Source organism: Caballeronia sordidicola (assembly GCF_001544455.2).
GTDB classification, from domain to species: domain Bacteria; phylum Pseudomonadota; class Gammaproteobacteria; order Burkholderiales; family Burkholderiaceae; genus Caballeronia; species Caballeronia sordidicola.
The window spans coordinates 130,893-150,237 of sequence record NZ_FCOC02000011.1 but is presented as its reverse complement, the minus strand read 5'-3'; the positions used below and the strand labels follow the sequence as shown (position 1 = coordinate 150,237).

Below are 19,345 nucleotides of genomic sequence, written 5' to 3'. Positions count from 1 at the left end.
GCACGGGCTGAGCGAAGACAAGAGCCGTTCAACTGACGTTGAACGGCTCTTTTTTCATCCCTACTTTTCTGAGGGCCGGTTCCTTCGCGCCCACGAATCAAAGCGTCGCGTGTAAAGCAGGTCGAGCCCCTGGAACGTGCCGCCATACGCGGAAACGGACCAGAAACGGGAAAGGCTCAGCGTCATCTTGATGGCGTTGCTTGCGGATTGCAGCCCCTGCTCGTAACCGAGCACGAGCCGTTCATTGATTGCCTTCGAGAGCATCACAACTTGCGGATCGGTCAGCCCGACCTCACTCGTGCCGATGGAAAACTCATCGAGCCCGAAGGTCTGCGCGATGCGCTTGCCGCTTGCGCTTCCAAGCAATGCCAGTGCGTTGGTCATCGCGCTTTGCTGGCCCACGTTGTTGCCCTGGTCCGTGCCATGCCCGAACAGCAGCCACGACAGCTTTTCGTTGTCCGGCACGTTCGGCTCGGAAATCAGCTTGGCGTTGGGCGCCTGCACCGTTCCCGTGACTTGCACGCCCGCTTCGATTTCCTGGTTGCGCCGCATTGCGAGGATGTTGATGCCGGGATTCGTGACCGGGCCGTTGAACGTGAAAAATCCGTTCTCGATGCCAAGTTTCCGCCCGAACGCCGTGTACGTTGAACCCGGCGTGACCCGCACGTTGCCGACCGCGCGCAGCGGCATGTTCGGCGCGCTCATGGCGGTGATGGTGCCGGCGAGACCCAGGTCGGCGCCCGCGCCACGGAAACGGAACCTCTGCCCGAGGTCGATATCGATATTCGCGCGCGGCGCAAACGCCCCCACCGGTTTCTCGCCAGTCGCGATCACATGCTGATCCTCGCCCTTCACCGTGCCGTCGGGACGCACGATCACGACGTCATCGCCAAGCGACGGCGCGGATTGCTCCGGCAAGTCGAAAAGCGCGTGATCGACGGTGAACTTGCCATCGATATTGATGCCGCCCTTCAAACCAGCATTTGCCACCGACGCGCTGCCCGACAATTGCAGTTGCCGGTCCGGCGACGCGAACAACTCAAGCTTGTCCGCAATAATGCTCGCCGTCAGATCCGGCTGATCCTGATCGAGCCGCACCTTGCCGGTTGCGCGCAACGTGCCGCTCGCGCCGTGGAACTCGACCTGCTGCAAATCGACGAGATTTTCCGACAACGCTATACGAATGACGCCGTCCTTCAACTGCACGCCCTGGTCGATCACCGTTACCGAAAGCGCGTCGCCCGTCAGCATGCCGGACACAGTCGGCTTGGCCACGATTCCCGCAATGGTCAGCTTCAGGCCAAGCCGGCCATCGAGCAAATAGGTCGGGCCGATCAGCCCGCCCGTTGTACGCAGCGTCGGCACGCTGGCGTCAATGCTGCCGTTCAGCGGCGCTTCGTCGGACACGGTCAAGACACCGTCGCGCGAAACCAGCGTAGTGTGGACATTGGCGTCGATCACGCCGATACGCGACGCCTGTGCATGCAGCGTAGCGTTAAGCCGGTTGCCGCCGGTGAAATCGGCGCGGGCTGCAATGTCCGTGATGCCGAGCGCAGCGACGCCACGGGCGGCGTCGATGGACACGTCGCCGCCGCGCCGCTTCACTTGCATGTAGCCCGTTGCGGTGGCGCCAAGCGCGAAGTTCCAGTCGCCGTCGAATACGAGATCGGTCTTGATGGGCGGCGGACCACCCATTAGTTCCTCGCGGATTTCGAGCATCCGGAGCACGGAAAGGTTGGTGAGCGATCCCGCGGAACTGATCCTGCCGTTGTCGAACGCGAACGACTTCAGGTCGAGCGCGGCGCCTTCCGCCGACAACCGCGTTGCGCCCAGCGCAATGTGATTCGGGGCGTAGCTCACGGTAAGCGGTGTTTCGAGATTCAGATTCGGCGTGCCTTTATTCGACAACCGCGTGACCGTGCCGTCCCAATGCGCGCCGTCGCGGGCGTCGGTCAGCCGGCCGTTTGCAGCGAGCGTCAGATTGACCGCGTTGCCTCGCAACTTTCCAACGGCCGTTGCGTTGAGCGTGTGATTGGCGCGCGTGCCGTTCAAATTCGCATCGAGACTCGAAAGATCGACGCCGTCAGTGCTGAGATCGCGCGCCTTCAACGTGAAAACCAGCGCTCCGTTGGCGCCATCGCGCGCTTCGGCCCGTCCTTCCGCATGTCCCACGCGATTGGCGCCGAACACCACGCTGTCTGCCTGATAGTTCGCGGCCACGTTCGGATGCGCAAAGGAACCGGTCAGATCGCCGTCCGCCTTGACGAGACCCGCGAGGCCAAATCCCAAACGTTCGAGCTGCGGGGCGTCGATGCGAAAACGCAATCGATCGCTCGGCGTACCGAAACTACCGTTCAGATCCACATTATTTCCCGCGATGGAAAGCGTCGCGTTACTGGGCAGGATGCGCATGCCCACGACCTGAATGGTGCCCGCGCCGGTGAGCGGCAGGTTGTCGTAGACGCTTTCGCCCAGCTTGAATTGCGCTTTGGTAGTGAGCACTGGCGCGAGAACGCCGGTGGCCGAGAGCGTTCCATTCACGCGTGCTTCGATGGTGCGCGGTTTTGCAGCAGGCTTTTTGGCACCCTTCGCGGGCGGCGGCGTTGCGATCAGTTGCTCGGACAACAGCAGCGGATTGAAATCAACAATCTTCGCTTTCACATCGTAGGTCGAATGCACGTCTTTCTTGAGCGCGCCGCTTAATTCAATACGCCCGGTCCCCGCAGTCAACTTCACGTTATCGAAGGCGGTCTGCCTTGCGTCCAGCGTGATCTTGCCTTGCGCGCGCAACGCGGCTTTGGCGTCGTTGAGATCGAGGGTGATGGTCTGCGTGTCGCCGGCAAGCTTGATGCCGATCGGGCCACCAAACTGCGTCGGCCGGATCGTCGATTCGATCTGGCTCAAATCGAGTTTCGCCACTTTCAGGTCGAACTCGCCCTTGCCATCTTTCAAGGCTCCGCCGCCTGTGAGCGTCGCCTCCTTCAAGAGACGCACATTCAAGCCCGAGATGGTCTGCTCGGATGCATCGAGTTTCACGTTCGCACGCGCGTCGATCAGCGGAATCAACTGCTTGTCCACCGTGCCCGGCTTCGCATTCACAATGGAAACGGGCCCGGTCACCACAAGCGCGTTGGGCGTTGCTGGATCGGGCTTCAATTCGGCTCGCAGCGCGAGGTCCGCGAACGGCGCGCTCGCGCTGAACGCCTGCGGATTCACGTGATCTACGCTTACGAGCGCGCGCTTGAGCGGCACCTCGCCAAACGGCTCGGCCTCCACGTGCGCACTGCCCTTCAGCTTCATGCCGCTTGCATCGATATCCGCCGTCAGGTTTTCAAGCGACCCCGCGAGGCGCGCGGCGACCTGCACGGTTTCGTCGCTCACCTTGCCGGAATATCCAAGGTCGCCCGTCAGCGGAAACGGCCGCGCGCCACCATCGAGTTTCAACGCCGCCGTGACAGCACCGAATGGTGTATCGAGGCGCTGGACAGTGGCTGCATGATGGCGTCCGTCGCTATGACCCGAGAGCGCGAGGCGGGAAAACTCCGTGGTCGTCGCGCCTTCGTGCAGGCGCAGCTTGTCGAGCGTGACGTCGCTGATAACAAGCTGGATTGGCAAGCGCAAATCCGTCGGCAACTGGACCGGGCCGCTGCTTTTCTGCGATGGCGCAATCCGGGCGTCGACCGTTCCCACATGCAAATAATCGATGGTGAACCGCAGCGGCGCGCGCGTCAGTTCCCATCGGCCGGAGACGCTGTCCACCGCGATATCCGTACCCGCGCCGTCGAGACTTTTCCAGTGCACGTTGCGCAAACGCAGGCCGGTCGAGATCGCGCCGCCATCGAGCGTACCGCTCAAGCGGCCGCCCAGCAGGGACGTAGCGGCCTGCCACACGTAACGCGTGCCGCGTTCGCTATTCAAGCCGTACAAGATCATTGCAAGGCCAAGGGCGAAGCATAGAACGATGACCAGGACAATGCCGCCCAGCCACTTGGCCAGACGCCGCCAGCCGCCGCGCGGCTTCTTGGGTGCCGGAACGGTGTCAGCAGACGTGTCATTGCCCCGGCCCTCCGAAGGGTCCGCTTGCTCACCAGGGGTTTGGCCGTTGCGTTCCGTCATGCGCGAAAAAACACGTTATGCAAGCTCATCAAAAGGCAATTCCAAGCGTCAGGTACGGACGGATGTCCCGGTTCTTGAAACCATATGCAACGTCCACGTTCACGGGTCCAACCGGACTGCGCCAGCGCACGCCGACGCCCGCGCCGGGTTCGAAGACCCGCTCGCTCCAGGTGTCGGCGGCGGCGCCTATGTCGAAGAAGGCCGCGCCGCCCCAGTCGTGCGAAAACCAGTGCTGATATTCAGTGCTGCCCGTCATCAGATATTTGGTCGGCAACACCGAGCCTCCAACATCGTGACCAATACTTTGATAGCCATAACCCCGTACCGAATTGGCGCCGCCCGCGCGAAACAGCAGCGACGCCGGAATTCCGCTCGACCCGCCCGCCGTGAACACGCCGCCGAACTCCGCCCGGAACACGAACAGGTCGCGCTTGCCAAGCGGCAGATATTGCAGCAGGTTCGTGTAGACACGGCCGAACGTCTGGTCGGTGAGAATGCCCTTGATCGCGAAATCGGCTTCGGCGCGAATCAGGTTGCCCGAGCGCGGAAACAGCGGATCGTCCACGTTGCGGCGCACCCATTGCCACGAAGGTACCAGCGCGCGGCTCGTCGTAGGCGGTCCAACGTTCTGCGTTAGCCGATCGTCATAGAAAAGCAGCGCATACGTGGTGTCGATGTTCTGCAGCGAGCGCGAACGCTGCACGCCCGCGCGGGCGCTGTAGATGCGTGTATCGGACACATTGGTGTTGGTGTACGACGCGAGCACGCTGTTCACCCACGCCCGGTTGCCCGGCGGCATGGCGAGCTGGACCTGTCCATACTGCTGCGTCTGGTCGATACGCCCCGACACCGTGAACGGATAAGCCTTCCCGAACGTGTCCAGATAGCTATAGGCGCCCTGAATGTGCGGCCCGGTATCCGTTGCATAGCCCACGCCGTAGCGCACGCTGTTGTACGGATATTCGCTGACCTTCAGGTGCATCGGCGTTTCGACGGGCTTGGTCACGTCGTTGTCGGCGTCTATGGCAACTGACGCGTAATACGGCGTGTTCTGCAACTGCCGCTGCAATTCGTTCACGCGGGCGATGTCGTAGATATCGCCTTCGTGGATGGGGTTGACGTTGTGGATGATCTGCTCGGGATAACGCCGCACACCCGACACGTCGAGCTTGCCGAAAGTGAAGGTCGGGCCGCTGTCGAACGTCACCGACAAATCCACAATATGTGTGCGCGGATTCACCCGCGCCTTCGATTCCGAAATTTTCGCGCCCAGATAGCGCCGCGACTGGAGCGCTTTCAGCGACGCGTTTTTCGCGTCGTCCCATGCGCCTTGCGAGAAAGGATCGCCCTCGTGGATGGAAAACGCGAAGCGCGCGGTGTTTTCCTGCGCACGATCCTCTTCCGTGATCGCCCCCTTGAAGGTGAGCGAAACGGAAGCCACCTTGGTCTGCGGACCTGGATCGACCGAAATGGTCACGGAGCGCTTGTCGCCGTCGCGTTTGACGTCGGTACGCACGACGGGCGTGAAGTATCCGTCGGTGGCAACGAGATCGCGCACTTCCTGCGGGGTGGCCGTCACAAGGAAATCGAATTGTTCGTCGCTGATGTCGTCGCGTTTCTTGAATCGCGACAAATCCAGATGGTCTTTCAGCAGTGACCGCACGCTGCGGGGTGCATCGATATCCACGTCGTACTTGGCGTGCGCGGGCACCGCAAAGGCGCAAAGCGCCAGCGCGTGGAGCGACCAGACAACGCGACGCACGAATGACGACGCACGGAAAGGCGCGTTCGACGATGCAACCGGCAGCAAGCGCCGCCGCCGATGCTCGGCTTGTCCGCGCCTGAAGCGCAGCAGATCAAACAGGCGCCCCGCCAAACGTGACCTCCGGGTGGAATAAGACAATGTATTAGGCAACGCGGGATTGCTTCCGCCCGAAACGGCGGTGGGTTCAGCAGGCGCTATTTCACCACATCGGCGGCGCCGGCTGTCCCGAAAGCGCTTATTCAACCGATGCGGAGAGTGCTCGGAATTCTTGCGTCGCGGCGGCGCAAAAACAGGCGCAGCGGGCTCCCGGACGCGCTCCGCAAAATGCAGAAGTGCGGCTTGGACGGCTCATTACCGCGCTTGTTCCGCGATTTTGCAATTAATGACAGGGTTTCCACGGACTTGGTGGCTTGCCAGCGATCGAGCCGCTTTTATAGGCCGGATGGCCAACGCCCGTTCTTCCCGCGGGTTTACCGCTCCGCGCCCTGACGCTTGCGGTAAAATTGCATTTGTTCCCGGCGGCGTTTCATCCGAGTTTCACCCGAAATGCCGCTGCGCCCGTTTTTGAATCGCTCTGAGCCAACGGAAGTCGAATCATGTACCAGTCGGACATCACCCAGTTCATCAACAAGCTGAAAGAGCAAAAACCTTCGCTGGAAGACGAACAGCGCAAGGGCCGCGCGCTCCTGTGGGACAAGCAGCCTATCGACCTTGACGAACGCTCGAAACTCAAGACATCGCGTGTCGAGCAAACGTCCTACGTCTATTACCAGAACTTCTGAACGTGAGTTCCGCGCGCGACGCGCAGCACGCTGCGGATCATCCGGGACAGCCGGCGAAGGCTCATCGCGCCGACGACCAATCTGTGGACCGCGCGGGCGATCGCGCCGCTGCGCTCGCCACGCCGGCAACCGACTCCACGCCGAATACCATTGACGGCGTGGCGTTCGCGCATCTGTATGGCGAACCGCTCTGGAAGCTGCCAACTGACCTGTATATCCCGCCGGACGCGCTCGAAATCTTTCTCGAGGCGTTCGAAGGTCCGCTCGACCTGTTGCTGTACCTGATCCGCAAGCAGAATTTCAACGTTCTGGACATTCCGATGGCGGACGTGACGCGCCAGTATCTTGGCTACGTCGACCAGATTCGCGAATCGAATCTGGAACTCGCGGCGGAATATCTGCTGATGGCCGCCATGCTGATCGAGATCAAGTCGCGCATGCTGCTGCCGGTGAAAAAGGCGGATACCGGCGAGGAAGCCGAAGATCCTCGCGCCGAACTCGTGCGGCGCCTGCTGGAATACGAGCAAATGAAGCTCGCGGCGCAGCGTCTGGATCGCATTCCGCAACTTGGCCGCGACTTTCTGCGGGCCGACGTCTACGTCGAGCAAAGTTCGGCGCAACGTTTCCCGGATGTCGATGTCAACGACCTGCGCGCCGCCTGGGCCGACGTCATCAAGCGCGCGCGGCTGGTCGAGCATCACAAGATCTCGCGTGAGGAATTGTCGGTACGGGAACACATGAGCGTGATCCTGCGACGCCTGCAAAACGCCCGTTTCATGGAATTCGGCGATCTTTTCGACCCCTCGCGCGGCGTACCAGTCGTGGTCGTGAATTTCATCGCCATGCTGGAATTGTCGCGTGAGTCGCTGATCGAGATTACCCAGGCCGAGCCGTACGCGCCTATCTACGTGAGACTCGCGTATTCGCCGGCGTGAACGCGAATACCGTCCATCAAGCGCAATATTCCATAACCCTTCCTTTTTTGCCTCATGAGCCGCGTTTTTTGCGCTGCCCGCAAGGAGTCACCCGCTAGATGAAAGTCATCAGCTCAATCCATGAACTGCGCGATCAATTGCGCGGCCAGAACCGAACCGCCTTCGTTCCGACAATGGGCAACCTGCACGAAGGCCATTTGTCGTTGATGCGCCTGGCGCGCCAGCATGGCGATCCGGTTGTAGCAAGCATTTTTGTGAACCGGCTACAGTTCGGGCCGAACGAGGATTTCGACAAATACCCGCGCACGCTGCAAGACGATATCGAGAAGCTTCAGGCCGAGAACGTGTATGTGCTGTTCGCGCCGACCGAGGCGGATTTGTATCCGGAACCGCAGCAATACCGCGTGCACCCGCCGACCAATCTGGGCGACATCCTGGAAGGCGAATTCCGGCCCGGCTTCTTTCAGGGCGTGTGCACGGTGGTGATGAAACTGATGTCGTGCGTGCAGCCGCGCGTGGCCGTGTTCGGCAAGAAGGATTACCAGCAGTTGATGATCGTGCGGCAGATGTGCCATCAATTCGCGCTGCCGACTGAAATTGTCGCCGCCGAAACCGTGCGCGACACCGACGGACTTGCGCTCAGTTCGCGCAATCGCTTTCTGGCAGCGGCCGAGCGCGCCGAGGCGCCAGTACTGGCGCAAGCCTTGAATCGCGTGCGCGACGCCGTGCTGTCGGGCAATCGCGATTTTGCATCGATTGAGAAAGAAGCCGTGGAATCGCTTGCCCAGCGGGGCTGGAAGCCGGATTACATCGCGGTGAGAAAGCGTGTCGATCTGCTGCCGCCCGGCCCTGCGGACACTGCCGCGCCGCTCGTGGTGCTGGCCGCGGCCAAACTCGGCACCACGCGCCTTATCGACAACCTGGAAATCTGAACGAGGAACGCATGCAGCGAACGCTGTTGAAATCGAAGATTCATCGCGCGGCAGTCACGCATTGCGAACTGCATTACGAAGGCTCGTGCGCAATCGACGAAGACCTGCTGGAGGCAGCGAATCTGGTCGAGAACGAGCAAATAGATATCTGGAACGTGAACAACGGTGAGCGGCTGACGACCTACGCCATCAAGGGCGAGCGCGGAAGCGGCATGATTTCGCTGAACGGCTCGGCGGCGCGGCGCGCGCAGTTGGGCGACCTGGTGATCATCGCGGCGTTCGCGCTCGTGGACGAAACCGAACTGAAAGCAGGCTGGAAGCCGGATCTGGTTTTTGTCGATGAAAAAAATCGCATCAAGGGCAATCGCGATCACGTGCCAACGCAGAACTGGACTTGAATCAGCGGCATAACCCGCACAATGAAACGCCGGTCGGCTGCAAAAGCCACCGGCATTTTTTTTCGGCTAAAAACCTACTTCTTCGATACCCACTCAATAATCGGTTGCCACTGCTCGAGATCCTTCTCCACCCGGCTTCGCGCCACATCCCAGATGGTCAGGCCGTGCGCGGCGGCTTGCACGTAGTTTTGGGTATCGCGCAGATAACCGAGCACCGGCAAGTCGAGCCCTTCAACGAACCGGTGCAGTTGATCCGCTGATTTCGTGCGGGCGTCTACGCGCATTCCCACTACGCCGACTTCGATACTGCCCTTGCGGATAGCCTTTTCCTTCTGCAGACGAACGAGAAAATCCTGCGTGGCGAGGATATCGAACATGGATGGCTGCAGCGGCACGATCACCTTGTCCGCCAGTTCCAGCGCGAGCGCGAGCCGTGTGCCGTGAATCCCGGCCGGGGTATCGATGACCGCTTTTTCCAGGCCTTTCGGCGGCTTGGTCGGTGCGTCCACGTTGGTGGTCCACTCTTCGATCTTCGGCAGCATGTCGGAGCGCAGGCCAAGCCAGCCGTGCGCCGACTGCTGTTTGTCCAGGTCCGCGAGCGCGACCCATTCACCGTTCGCCGCGAAATAACCAGCCAGATTCGTCGACAGCGTGCTTTTGCCCACGCCGCCCTTGGGATTTGCCACCACGATCACCGTCATAGATCCATTTCCACGTGTTTTGCCGGTGCGACGGGTCTGAAAACCTGGCCGCTCCGTAAGCGCTGTAATAAGTGAAAAGTTCGAGCCGTTGATACTATCGGATTTACTTGTTTCAATCCACGCACCTGTCAAAGACCCGCCTCTTCAGCCTAAGGATCATCCGAAATGGCAGCACTTCGCCCCGATGTCACCCTTGAACACTTGCGCAAACGCCAGCGCGGCACGCTGCCCGATTTACTGGGCGTGGAAGTGGTATCGGTGGAAAGCGGCGCGCTCACCGGCACGCTCGCCATCCGTCCGGAAGTGCTCGCACCCAACGGTTTCCTGCATGCGGCGACCGTGGTCGGGCTGGCGGACACGTGCTGCGGCTATGCTTGCCTCGCGCATTTGCCCGAAGGCGCCAAGAATTTCACGACCATCGAATTGAAGAGCAATCACGTGGGAACCGCGCGCGACGGCGTGATTACCGCGAAGGCGACAGCCGTGCATCTCGGACGCAGCACGCAGGTCTGGGACGCGATCGTGACGAACGGCGAGGGGAAAACCATCGCGCTGTTTCGATGCACGCAGATGATCCTGTATTGAGTCCGCAGCGGCCTTCAGCCGAATAACGCCGCGAGCGCTTCGAGGTCCAGCGATTCCCCGAGGGTATCGGCAAGACGGTCCAGCGAGGCCTCGCGCAGTGCCGGGTAGTCGAGCTTCTGCGCGTCGCGCAAACCGGCCCATTCGAGCAGCGCCGCGCAGGCTTCGGGGGTATCGAAGATGCCATGAAGGTAGGTCGCGGCGATCTGGTTATCGGCGGAGATGGCGCCGTCCGGGCGCTCGCCTTCCAGCATGACGGCCGGCCGGGCGAGCGCCACGCCCGACGTGCGGCCCATGTGGATTTCGTAGCCGCGAACTGGTGACGGCGCGCCGCCAATGGTCAGCCGGCCGCTCACGTTATCGAGCAGTTTGTCGGCGGTCAGCGTGGTATCGAGTTCCAGCAGTCCCAGGCCGATCACGCAGCCGGCGGGGCCTTCGAAACCGTTGGGGTCATCGATCGAACGGCCCAGCATTTGCATGCCGCCACAAATTCCCAGGACTTTGCCGCCGTATCGAAGATGCCGTTCAATCGCCCTGTCCCAGCCGTTTTCGCGCAGCCACGCCAGATCGCGCTGCACGCTTTTCGATCCCGGCAGCACGATCAGATCGGCCGGCGGCGGCGCGGTCCCGGCGCGCACGTATGAAAAATCCACTTGGGGATGCGCGCGCAATGCATCGAAATCGGTGTGATTGCTGATGCGCGGCAACGCCGGAACGATCACTTTCAGCACCTCGGCACCGTCGCCGCGCGTGTGCAACTGGCTCGGCAGCATATCCTCGGCGTCGAGCGTAAGCCCGTGCAGGTATGGCACGACGCCCAGCACCGGCTTGCCGGTCTGCGCTTCGAGCCAGTCCAGACCGGGTTGCAGCAAGCTGATGTCGCCGCGAAAACGGTTGATCGCGAAACCGCGAACGCGCGCCCGCTCGGACTCTGACAAACACGCGAGCGTCCCGAGCAAATGCGCGAACACGCCGCCACGGTCTATATCCGCCACCAGCACGACCGGGCAATCCGCGCGCTCGGCAAAACCCATATTGGCAATGTCCCGGTCCCGCAGGTTCACTTCGGCCGGACTTCCTGCGCCTTCCACGATGATCGCGTCGAACCGTTGCTGCAGGCGGCCGTATGAGGCGAGCACGGCATCGAAGGCGATGGTTTTGTACGCGTGGTACGCGCGGGCGTCGAGATTGGCGTGCGCGTGGCCGTGGATGATCACCTGCGCGCCACGATCGCTCGTTGGCTTGAGCAGCACGGGATTGAAGTCGATTTCGGCATCGACACCCGCCGCAATCGCCTGCAATGCCTGCGCGCGGCCGATTTCGCCGCCATCCACGGTGACCGCGCTGTTGAGCGCCATGTTCTGCGGCTTGAACGGCGCGACCTTCATCCCGCCGCGCCGCGCCAGCCGGCAAAGGCCCGCGACCAGCGTGCTTTTGCCGGCGTCGGAGGTCGTGCCCTGGATCATCAGCGTGCCGCGCGGTGCGAATTGCATGGTGGTTGCCGGTTTAACGGAAGCCGCTATGGTAGCGCCCGCCGGTACAATATTGCGATGACTTCACCCGACCTCACCTTCATTCTCGGCGGCGCACGTTCGGGCAAGAGCGCGTTTGCCGAACGGATTGCCGCTGAAAGTGGTCTGCCCGTCACTTATGTGGCCACCGCGCGCATCGACGAAAACGACAGCGAATTCGCGGCGCGCGTGGCGTTGCATCGCGAACGTCGGCCGGCGCATTGGGCGCTGGTCGAAGCGCCGCTGGATCTTGGGCGCGCGCTGCGCGAGCTGGATCGCGAGGGACATGTCGTGCTGATCGACTGCCTGACGCTGTGGCTTGCCAACCTGCTTTTCCCCGCCGATGGAACCACGCCCGACGGCCCGCCGCTTCAAGCATTCAGCGCCTTCGACGCCGCCCTCTCACACGTCAAGGGAAAAGTGATCGTGGTGAGCAACGAGATAGGACTTGGCGTCGTGCCCATGGGCTCCGTCACGCGTCTCTATGTGGACGAACTCGGCCGCCTTAACCAGCGCGTCGCCGCCGCGAGCGCGCATGTGACCATGATGGTGGCAGGCCTGCCACTCATGCTCAAGGGCTGACATGGCGCTGCTCTCCTTTTACGTCACGGCAATGCTCGCCATAGCGGGCGTGGTTATCGACAGGATTTTTGGTGAACCCGCAACGCGTCACCCGCTGGTTGCGTTCGGACGGCTGGCGACGCGCATTGAAGCCCGGATGAACACGGGATTCCGGGCGCGGCCAGCAGGAATCCTCGCGTGGTTCGCGGCTGTCGTGCCGCCCGTTTTGATCAGCTGGATTCTAGTGAGCGTGCTGCCCTTCGCCGCTGCCTGCGCCGTGCACGTCGCGCTCCTGTGGTTCGCGCTCGGCGCGAAAAGCCTGCGCGATCACATCGTGCCGATCGCCCGCGCGCTCGGCCGCGGCGATCTTGCGCAAGCGCGTACGCTGACGGCGCGCATCGTATCGCGTGAAACCGCCAATGCCGACGAAGCCGCGCTTTCACGCGCCGCCGTCGAATCCGCGCTGGAAAACGGCAACGATGCGATCTTCGGCGCGCTCTTCTGGTTCGTGATCGCGGGCGGTCCGGGCGCGCTGATGTTCCGGCTCGCCAACACGCTCGACGCCATGTGGGGTTACAGGACGCCGCGTTATCTGCGCTTCGGCTGGGCGGCCGCCCGTTTCGACGATGTCCTGAACTACGTGCCCGCGCGGCTCACGGCGGCAAGCTACGCCCTTCTCGGCGATACCCGCACGGCGTGGAATTGCTGGCGCACGCAAGCGCCGCTGTGGGACAGCCCGAACGCGGGACCGGTCATGGCGTCGGGCGCGGGGAGCTTGAACGTGCTGCTCGGCGGCGCCGCGATGTATCACGGCACACTCGAAACGCGGCCGGTGCTGGGCTTCGGCATGACCGCGACGCCGCAGCACGTGGTCGCGGCGCTGCGGCTGGTCGATCGGACGACGCTGCTCTGGCTCGTGTTGTTGCTGGTGCTGGCTTTCATGAGCGTGGGGCTTCATGGCTGAACCGGTCCGACACGGCGGAAACTTGCACGAAGCGGCGCGCCGGTATGGAATCGCGCTCGGCGACTGGCTGGATTTGTCGACGGGAATCAATCCGCGCGCTTATCCGGTTCCGGCTGTTCCCGCCGATGCATGGCGCCGCTTGCCCGAAGATGCCGATGGTTTCGCCGAACTCGCGGCGGGCCACTATGGCGCGCCCGGCGCGTTGCCTGTCGCCGGGAGTCAGGCCGCGATCCGCGCGTTGCCTGGACTGCTCCGAAAAGGCGTCGCGGCGGTCGCGCCGCTGACTTACGGTGAATACGCGCCGGCGTTTCAACGCGCGGGGCATCGGATCGTGCCGCTCGATGTGACGTCCGGCGATCTGCCCGAAGATGTCGATCACGTAATCGTTTCGAATCCTAACAATCCGACGGCCGAGCGTATAGAACGAGATGTCTTGCTGGGTTGGCATGAACAACTGACAGCGCGCGACGGCACCTTGATCGTCGATGAAGCTTTCGCAGACGCTTATGACAATGCTTCTCTCGCGGCGGAAACCGCGCGCGAGGGATTGATCGTGCTGCGTTCGGTTGGCAAGTTCTTTGGGCTGGCGGGGATTCGCGCGGGCTTCGTCCTGGCCGCGCAACCTCTGCGCGATGCGTTGAACGACACGCTCGGCGCGTGGACGGTGAGCGGTCCGGCGCGCCACGCGGTGTCCGCTGCTTTCAACGACCGCGCGTGGCAAACGGCAACGCGCGAAACGTTGGCACGCGATAGCGCGAGGCTTGCGGCATTGATCCGTGCTCTCGGTTTCGATCCCCATTCAACGCCGCTTTTCGCATGGTTCGAGACGGCGAACGCCGCGGATTTGCAGCACGCGCTGGCCGTACAAGGGATCTGGACGCGGCTTTTCGAACATGGCGCATCGCCGAGTTTGCGGATCGGGCTGACAGGATCGGACGCTCAATGGACCCGGTTTGAACACGCGTTCAAAACAGCCGTGCTGCAGGTAAAGGCATGACCTTTCGCTCGCTTGTTGCGCTGTTCCTTTTTGCTGCTTCCTTCCAAGCGCACGCACTCACCGTCACCGACGACGCCGGCACAGCCGTCACGTTGAGCGCTCCGGCGCAGCGCATCGTCAGCCTCGCGCCGCACGTCACCGAACTGCTCTTTGCTGCGGGCGGCGGCGATCGCATTGTCGGCGCGGTGAACTACAGCGATTACCCGCCGCAAGCCAGATCGATACCGCGCGTAGGCGACAATAAATCGCTCGACCTCGAACGCATCGTCGCGATGAAACCCGATCTGATCGTCGTGTGGCGGCATGGCAATGCGTTGCGGCAACTCGACAGATTGGGCGAACTGCACGTGCCGCTGTTCTTCAGCGAGCCGCACACACTCGACGACATTCCCGCGACCATCGATAAACTCGGCGTCCTGCTCGGCACGTCGACTGAAGCGAACACCGCGTCGAACGCGTTTCGCCGTGACATCGGCAACTTGCGAACGCGTTATGCAACGCAATCGCCCGTAAGCGTGTTCTATCAGGTCTGGGATGATCCGCTGATGACGCTAAACGGTTCGAACACGGTCAGCGAAGTCATTGAACTCTGCGGCGGCCGCAATGTTTTTGCCGGCTTGAAACCGCTCGTGCCGACACTCTCGACCGAAGCCGTACTTGCCGCCGACCCGGAAGCCATCGTCACCGCAACACAGGGCGCGACGAAATCGGAGCGCGCGTTGCCGTCGCTGGAAACATGGCGCAAATGGCCTTCCATGAAAGCAGTCGCGCGCGGCAACCTGTTTGGTATCGACGGCGATTTGATCAACCGGCCGACACCGCGGCTTGCGCTTGGCGCGGCAGCCTTATGCGAGGATCTCGCCGCGGCCAGAGTGCGGCGTCCGAAGTAGGTTCAGGCGTTCCATCGCACGAGAAGCCATTGGCCGCGCGCGCGCCTGAGCCACACGATCGCGCCGAAATCCAGCGGCCATTGAATGACGTTTGCACGCGCGATGCCAAGAAGATGCCCTGTCATGACGCGCATGACGCCAGCATGAGTGATGACGTGAACCGGACCTTCGTGATCAGCCGTACAAACCGAATCCGCCCAACCGGCAACCCGCTTTGCAAACTGCGCGACACTCTCGCCGCCATGCTCGCGCGCGTGCTCCAGATCGGCCGCCCATGCATCGAGCATCGCGCGATCCAGGCCGTCCCATCGCTGCCCTTCCCATGCGCCGAAATCGAGCTCCTGCAAGCGTGCATCGGAGGCGTGGACGGGGCCTAATGCTTCAGCTAACAAGCGGCATCGGCTCAAGGGGCTTGTGTATAAACCGCCGCTGGCGTCGGGCACTTTCAGCGTCTGCAAACGCTCGCTCAGCAGACGCGCGGATTCGGCGGCGTTCGCACGAAGCGGAACATCCGTGCGGCCATAGCAAATCCCGGCATCGATACCCACCGCCGGATGACGAATCAGGACGAGATCCATGCGAGTCCGATCAGGTAGATTGCGAGTTCAAAAAGCTGCTGCGCGAAGCCGAGGCAATCGCCGGTATAGCCACCGATGCGCCTGACAAAATACCGCCCGATAAAAAACCTCATCGCGCTCAGCGCCACGATCGTCACGCAGCCAAGCCGCCAGTCGGGCCAGAACAACCAGGGCAATCCGATCACCGCCGCCAACGTGAATGCGCCCGAACTCATCTTCTGCGCAACCGGTTTCGCCTTGCCTTCGGCACGGACGTAATCGAGCGTGCAGAGATAACTGATCGCAAACGTGCGGCTTGCGGCGTGCGCGGCGACGATCATCCAGGCGGTACGTAAAGGCAACATTGAAGCCAGCGTCTGCCATTTCAAAGCCAGCGCCACGATCAACGCAATCGCCCCGAACGCGCCAATGCGCGAGTCGTGCATGATGCGCAGCGTGTCGTCGCGGGTATAAGCGCCGCCGAACGCATCGGCGCAATCCGCCAGCCCGTCCTCATGGAACGCGCCGGTTATGAGCAGCGTTGCCGCCATCGATAACAACACGGCCACGCCCGCTGGAAAAACTCGCAATGCAGCGAGATAAACCACTGCGCCAAAGCCGCCAATCAACACGCCGATCAACGGAAAATAGCGTGCCGCCGCGTTCAGATAATCCGCCTCGAAGCCGACCCAACGCGGCACCGGCACGCGGGTGAAATACCCGAGCGCGGTGAAGAAATATCGAAGTTCCCGCGAAGGGCGGTTCATGGGCGCGTCACGCGGTCTTGTCGGAAACGCCGGCCGATTCGAAGCTCGCCATCTCGTTGATGAACGCCACCGCCGCGCGCAACAACGGCAACGCGAGCGCCGCGCCGGTTCCTTCGCCAAGCCGAAGCCCAAGCTGCAGCAAGGGCTTTGCGTCGAAATAGTCGAGCATCCGCCGATGCCCCGTTTCATCCGATGCATGCGCGAACACGCAGTAATCGAGCACGGCAGGATTGATTGCGTGGGCGACGAGCAGCGCCGACGTCACGATAAAACCATCCACCAGAATCGTCATCCGCGCTTCGGCCGCCGCGAGAAAACCGCCCACGATCATCGCGATTTCAAAGCCGCCGAAGGTCGCGAGCGTATCGACTGGATCAGCGGACACAGCGTGCTTTTTCAACGCCGCTGCGAGCACGTCGCGCTTGCGGTTCAGGCCGGCGTCGTCGAGTCCGGTGCCGCGCCCAACGCACGCATCTATTTCTACCGCACAGATACGGCTCATCAAGCACGCCGCCGCCGATGTATTCGCGATGCCCATTTCACCGAAGCCGATCACATTGGTGCCAAGCGCCGCGTGATACCGCACGCGTTCTGCGCCACGCGCGATGGCCTGCAACGCCTCGTCGCGCGTCATGGCAGGTTCGTGGGCGAAGTTGCGCGTGCCGCCGCGGCGGATGGCGGCGTCGACAAACCCTTCGGCCGGCGGCAATGCGCTCGCCACGCCCGCGTCCACGACTTCGAGCGTCATGCCCGATACCTTCGACAACGCGTTGATCGCCGCCCCGCCCGCGACGAAATTCGCGACCATCTGCACGGTCACTTCTTGCGGAAACGGACTTACGCCTTCGGCTGCAATGCCGTGATCGCCGGCGAAAACGATCATGACCGGCCGCTCGATACGCGGGCGCGCCGTCCGTTGGATCAGCCCGATCTGAAGGCCAAGCGATTCCAGCCGGCCAAGGCTTCCGGGCGGTTTTGTCTTGGTATCGATGACATGTTGCAGCTCTGCTGTCGCCGACCGGTCGAGCGGTTCAGCGCGGGGAAATGTGTCGGGCATGGTCGGGTCAGGGTGATTTGAACATTGGACGCAGGGCGGGCACGAGCGCTTCGTGTCCGTCCTGCTGGATCAAGGTTAGCGGATAACCAAATGCGGCGCCGGCGCGCTCGGGCGTAAGGACCTCGCGCGCGAGGCCTGCGTGCGCGTGGCCAGCGCCATCGAGCAGCAAGGCGTGCGTGGCGAAACGCCGGGCAAGGTTCAAATCGTGGCACGAGAAAATCACGCTGCGTTCGCGAGTCGTGACCCACGCGCTCAACGCTTCGAGACAATCGATCTGATGATGCAGGTCGAGATGCGAGAGCGGTTCATCGAGCAATAAAAGCGGCGCCTCCTGGCATAAGGCCGCGGCCAGTGCAACGCGTTGACGTTCGCCGCCGGAAAGCGACTGGATATCGCGTGACGCAAATGCGGCAAGGCCCAGCGTTTCCAGCGCCCCGTGCGCGGCCGCACGATCCGCGTCGCTCTCCCAACCCCAGCCGGTCAGATGCGGAAAGCGGTTGAGCATGACCGTATCGAGAACGCTCGCGCTGAATGCATCGTGCGAAGCTTGAGGCATCAACGCGCGGCGACGCGCCAGATCATTCGAGCGCCATTCGCGAAGCACGCGTCCATCGAGGGAAATCGATTCCCCGGCTTCCTTCAATAACCCCGCAAGCGCCGATATCAAGGTTGTCTTGCCCGCGCCATTCGGCCCCGCGATGCACCACATTTCGCCGGGCGCGAAAGTCTGCGTGAGCGCTGCGACCAGCACGCGATCCCCTGCGCGCAAGGTAAGCCGGTTGACGTGAAGTCCGTTCATCGCACGCGCCTCAGCAACATCCACAAGAATACCGGCACGCCGACCAGCGCCGTGATGACGCCCACTGGCAACTGAGCGGGCGCGATCACGGTGCGCGCGATCAGGTCTGCGCCCATTACAGCAAAGCCGCCCGCGAGCGCGGATGCAGGCAGCAACATGCGCTGATCGTTACCGAACGCGAGCCGCAAGACATGCGGCACCACGAGCCCGATAAAACCAATCGTCCCGGCGGTGGTAACAGCGGCAGCAGCCGCGAGCGACGCAACCAGATACACGCGCAAGCGCAAACGCACGACGCGCACGCCGAGCGCTTCGGCGGCAATATCGCCGCGCAGCAGCACGTTGAGTTGCGGCGCCGCGGGCACGATCGCGATCAGCGCGATCACCAAGGCAATCATCCCGGGCCAAGGCATTGCAACGCCGTTCAGGTCGCCGGTCAGCCAGAACACCATGCCGCGCAGGCGGTTCTCGGGCGCAATGGCAAGCATCAGCGTGATCGACGCGCCCCAACCCGCCGCGATCACCGCGCCGGTGAGCAACAATCTCGGCGATGCATCCTGCGGTTCGCCACGCCATAACTCTCGCCGGGCAAGGCCGAGGACGAGCAGTATCGATAAAAACGCGCCGGCGAATGCGGCAACGTCGACACTCCACCATGACATCGAAAACAGCATGGTGGCGAGCGCGAACGCCGCCGCGCCGCCGGATACACCCAGCACATACGGTTCGGCCAGCGGATTGCGCAGCAGGACTTGCAGCAGCGCGCCGGCCATCGCGAGCAACGCGCCGGATGCAAAGCCGCCAAGCGCGCGCGGCAAACGCAGGCTACGCACGATTTCGTCGAGCACGTCATTACCCGGCGATACAAGCGCATGCATGACGCGCGCGGGCGACACGGGCACGCTTCCAATTGCCAGCGACGCAATCAGCACGGCCGCCGCCGCGAAGGCGAGCGCGATCCAGATCATGAAGGCGCGTTGGGCGGCCATGCGCGGGGCGGCCATCCGTAGGGCGGCCATCCGCGGGGCGTT

18 protein-coding genes are annotated in these 19,345 nt (G+C 62.6%); 9 read left to right on the top strand and 9 right to left on the bottom strand.

Annotation, left to right across the window (positions count from 1 at the left end):
- Positions 1 to 60 precede the first annotated feature (60 nt).
- Positions 61 to 4,116, bottom strand: a complete 4,056-nt coding sequence (locus AWB64_RS18430) for a translocation/assembly module TamB domain-containing protein (protein ID WP_060856863.1) — start codon at positions 4,114 to 4,116, stop codon at positions 61 to 63.
- 28 nt (positions 4,117 to 4,144) lie between these two features.
- A complete protein-coding gene (locus AWB64_RS18425) occupies positions 4,145 to 5,878 on the bottom strand; it encodes an autotransporter assembly complex protein TamA (RefSeq protein ID WP_244164111.1) in 1,734 nt (577 codons plus the stop codon).
- Between the two features lie 596 nt (positions 5,879 to 6,474).
- Here AWB64_RS18425 and AWB64_RS18420 point away from each other — a divergent pair.
- The 4 genes from AWB64_RS18420 to panD all read left to right on the top strand — a co-directional run bounded on the left by AWB64_RS18420 (position 6,475) and on the right by panD (position 8,928).
- Positions 6,475 to 6,663 (top strand): DUF3460 family protein, encoded by a 189-nt coding sequence (locus AWB64_RS18420; protein ID WP_208603290.1) that lies wholly within the window; start codon positions 6,475 to 6,477, stop codon positions 6,661 to 6,663.
- 83 nt (positions 6,664 to 6,746) lie between these two features.
- Complete coding sequence (locus tag AWB64_RS18415) at positions 6,747 to 7,598, top strand: segregation and condensation protein A (protein ID WP_060856918.1); 852 nt, start codon at positions 6,747 to 6,749, stop codon at positions 7,596 to 7,598.
- A gap of 98 nt (positions 7,599 to 7,696) precedes the next feature.
- Positions 7,697 to 8,530: a pantoate--beta-alanine ligase gene (gene panC, locus AWB64_RS18410; protein ID WP_060856861.1), complete on the top strand. Its 834-nt coding sequence runs from the start codon at positions 7,697 to 7,699 to the stop codon at positions 8,528 to 8,530.
- 11 nt (positions 8,531 to 8,541) lie between these two features.
- On the top strand, positions 8,542 to 8,928 hold the full coding sequence (gene panD, locus AWB64_RS18405) for an aspartate 1-decarboxylase (protein ID WP_060856860.1): 387 nt from the start codon (positions 8,542 to 8,544) through the stop codon (positions 8,926 to 8,928).
- Between the two features lie 74 nt (positions 8,929 to 9,002).
- Here the strand turns inward: panD and AWB64_RS18400 are convergent, their stop codons facing one another.
- The gene (locus AWB64_RS18400) at positions 9,003 to 9,629 is read right to left on the bottom strand and encodes a nucleotide-binding protein (protein WP_060856859.1); all 627 of its coding nucleotides are present in this window, start codon (positions 9,627 to 9,629) and stop codon (positions 9,003 to 9,005) included.
- A gap of 165 nt (positions 9,630 to 9,794) precedes the next feature.
- On the opposite strand from AWB64_RS18400, the gene AWB64_RS18395 reads away from it, so the two are divergent.
- A complete protein-coding gene (locus AWB64_RS18395; protein ID WP_060856858.1) occupies positions 9,795 to 10,214 on the top strand; it encodes a PaaI family thioesterase in 420 nt (139 codons plus the stop codon).
- 14 nt (positions 10,215 to 10,228) lie between these two features.
- Here AWB64_RS18395 and AWB64_RS18390 read toward each other — a convergent pair whose 3' ends face one another.
- Positions 10,229 to 11,704: a cobyric acid synthase gene (locus AWB64_RS18390; protein ID WP_060856857.1), complete on the bottom strand. Its 1,476-nt coding sequence runs from the start codon at positions 11,702 to 11,704 to the stop codon at positions 10,229 to 10,231.
- A 57-nt stretch (positions 11,705 to 11,761) separates the two neighbouring features.
- On the opposite strand from AWB64_RS18390, the gene cobU reads away from it, so the two are divergent.
- From cobU to AWB64_RS18370, 4 genes are read left to right on the top strand one after another with little or no spacing between them, the layout of a single operon-like run.
- Positions 11,762 to 12,304 carry a bifunctional adenosylcobinamide kinase/adenosylcobinamide-phosphate guanylyltransferase gene (gene cobU / locus AWB64_RS18385; protein ID WP_060856856.1) on the top strand — a complete coding sequence of 181 codons (543 nt, stop codon included), beginning with the start codon at positions 11,762 to 11,764 and terminating at the stop codon, positions 12,302 to 12,304.
- 1 nt (position 12,305) lies between these two features.
- Positions 12,306 to 13,247 carry an adenosylcobinamide-phosphate synthase CbiB gene (gene cbiB, locus AWB64_RS18380; protein WP_099050564.1) on the top strand — a complete coding sequence of 314 codons (942 nt, stop codon included), beginning with the start codon at positions 12,306 to 12,308 and terminating at the stop codon, positions 13,245 to 13,247.
- A complete protein-coding gene (gene cobD, locus AWB64_RS18375; protein ID WP_060856855.1) occupies positions 13,240 to 14,244 on the top strand; it encodes a threonine-phosphate decarboxylase CobD in 1,005 nt (334 codons plus the stop codon). The genes cbiB and cobD overlap by 8 nt, the downstream gene beginning before the upstream one ends.
- Positions 14,241 to 15,134, top strand: a complete 894-nt coding sequence (locus tag AWB64_RS18370) for a cobalamin-binding protein (protein ID WP_060856854.1) — start codon at positions 14,241 to 14,243, stop codon at positions 15,132 to 15,134. Before cobD ends, AWB64_RS18370 begins: the two co-directional genes overlap by 4 nt.
- Positions 15,135 to 15,136: 2 nt before the next feature.
- Here the strand turns inward: AWB64_RS18370 and cobC are convergent, their stop codons facing one another.
- The 5 genes from cobC to AWB64_RS18345 are packed head-to-tail and all read right to left on the bottom strand — an operon-like array spanning position 15,137 to position 19,303.
- Positions 15,137 to 15,712 (bottom strand): alpha-ribazole phosphatase, encoded by a 576-nt coding sequence (gene cobC, locus AWB64_RS18365; protein WP_060856853.1) that lies wholly within the window; start codon positions 15,710 to 15,712, stop codon positions 15,137 to 15,139.
- Positions 15,697 to 16,458 (bottom strand): adenosylcobinamide-GDP ribazoletransferase, encoded by a 762-nt coding sequence (locus tag AWB64_RS18360; RefSeq protein WP_060856852.1) that lies wholly within the window; start codon positions 16,456 to 16,458, stop codon positions 15,697 to 15,699. The genes cobC and AWB64_RS18360 overlap by 16 nt, the downstream gene beginning before the upstream one ends.
- 7 nt (positions 16,459 to 16,465) lie before the next feature.
- A complete protein-coding gene (gene cobT / locus AWB64_RS18355; RefSeq protein ID WP_060856851.1) occupies positions 16,466 to 17,515 on the bottom strand; it encodes a nicotinate-nucleotide--dimethylbenzimidazole phosphoribosyltransferase in 1,050 nt (349 codons plus the stop codon).
- Between the two features lie 7 nt (positions 17,516 to 17,522).
- Positions 17,523 to 18,314: an ABC transporter ATP-binding protein gene (locus AWB64_RS18350; protein ID WP_060856850.1), complete on the bottom strand. Its 792-nt coding sequence runs from the start codon at positions 18,312 to 18,314 to the stop codon at positions 17,523 to 17,525.
- Positions 18,311 to 19,303 (bottom strand): FecCD family ABC transporter permease, encoded by a 993-nt coding sequence (locus AWB64_RS18345; protein WP_099050568.1) that lies wholly within the window; start codon positions 19,301 to 19,303, stop codon positions 18,311 to 18,313. Before AWB64_RS18345 ends, AWB64_RS18350 begins: the two co-directional genes overlap by 4 nt.
- Positions 19,304 to 19,345: the final 42 nt, after the last annotated feature.

Bases quoted from the DNA above. Each gene is read 5' to 3' on its own strand.
- AWB64_RS18370 (WP_060856854.1), top strand. From the start codon at position 14,241: ATGACCTTTCGCTCGCTTGTTGCGCTGTTCCTTTTTGCTGCTTCCTTC.
- AWB64_RS18430 (WP_060856863.1), bottom strand. From the start codon at position 4,116: ATGACGGAACGCAACGGCCAAACCCCTGGTGAGCAAGCGGACCCTTCG.
- AWB64_RS18395 (WP_060856858.1), top strand. From the start codon at position 9,795: ATGGCAGCACTTCGCCCCGATGTCACCCTTGAACACTTGCGCAAACGC.
- panD (WP_060856860.1), top strand. From the start codon at position 8,542: ATGCAGCGAACGCTGTTGAAATCGAAGATTCATCGCGCGGCAGTCACG.
- cobD (WP_060856855.1), top strand. From the start codon at position 13,240: ATGGCTGAACCGGTCCGACACGGCGGAAACTTGCACGAAGCGGCGCGC.
- AWB64_RS18350 (WP_060856850.1), bottom strand. From the start codon at position 18,314: ATGAACGGACTTCACGTCAACCGGCTTACCTTGCGCGCAGGGGATCGC.
- AWB64_RS18360 (WP_060856852.1), bottom strand. From the start codon at position 16,458: ATGAACCGCCCTTCGCGGGAACTTCGATATTTCTTCACCGCGCTCGGG.
- panC (WP_060856861.1), top strand. From the start codon at position 7,697: ATGAAAGTCATCAGCTCAATCCATGAACTGCGCGATCAATTGCGCGGC.
- AWB64_RS18400 (WP_060856859.1), bottom strand. From the start codon at position 9,629: ATGACGGTGATCGTGGTGGCAAATCCCAAGGGCGGCGTGGGCAAAAGC.
- AWB64_RS18345 (WP_099050568.1), bottom strand. From the start codon at position 19,303: ATGGCCGCCCAACGCGCCTTCATGATCTGGATCGCGCTCGCCTTCGCG.
- cobT (WP_060856851.1), bottom strand. From the start codon at position 17,515: ATGCCCGACACATTTCCCCGCGCTGAACCGCTCGACCGGTCGGCGACA.
- AWB64_RS18390 (WP_060856857.1), bottom strand. From the start codon at position 11,704: ATGCAATTCGCACCGCGCGGCACGCTGATGATCCAGGGCACGACCTCC.
- cobU (WP_060856856.1), top strand. From the start codon at position 11,762: ATGACTTCACCCGACCTCACCTTCATTCTCGGCGGCGCACGTTCGGGC.
- cobC (WP_060856853.1), bottom strand. From the start codon at position 15,712: ATGGATCTCGTCCTGATTCGTCATCCGGCGGTGGGTATCGATGCCGGG.
- cbiB (WP_099050564.1), top strand. From the start codon at position 12,306: ATGGCGCTGCTCTCCTTTTACGTCACGGCAATGCTCGCCATAGCGGGC.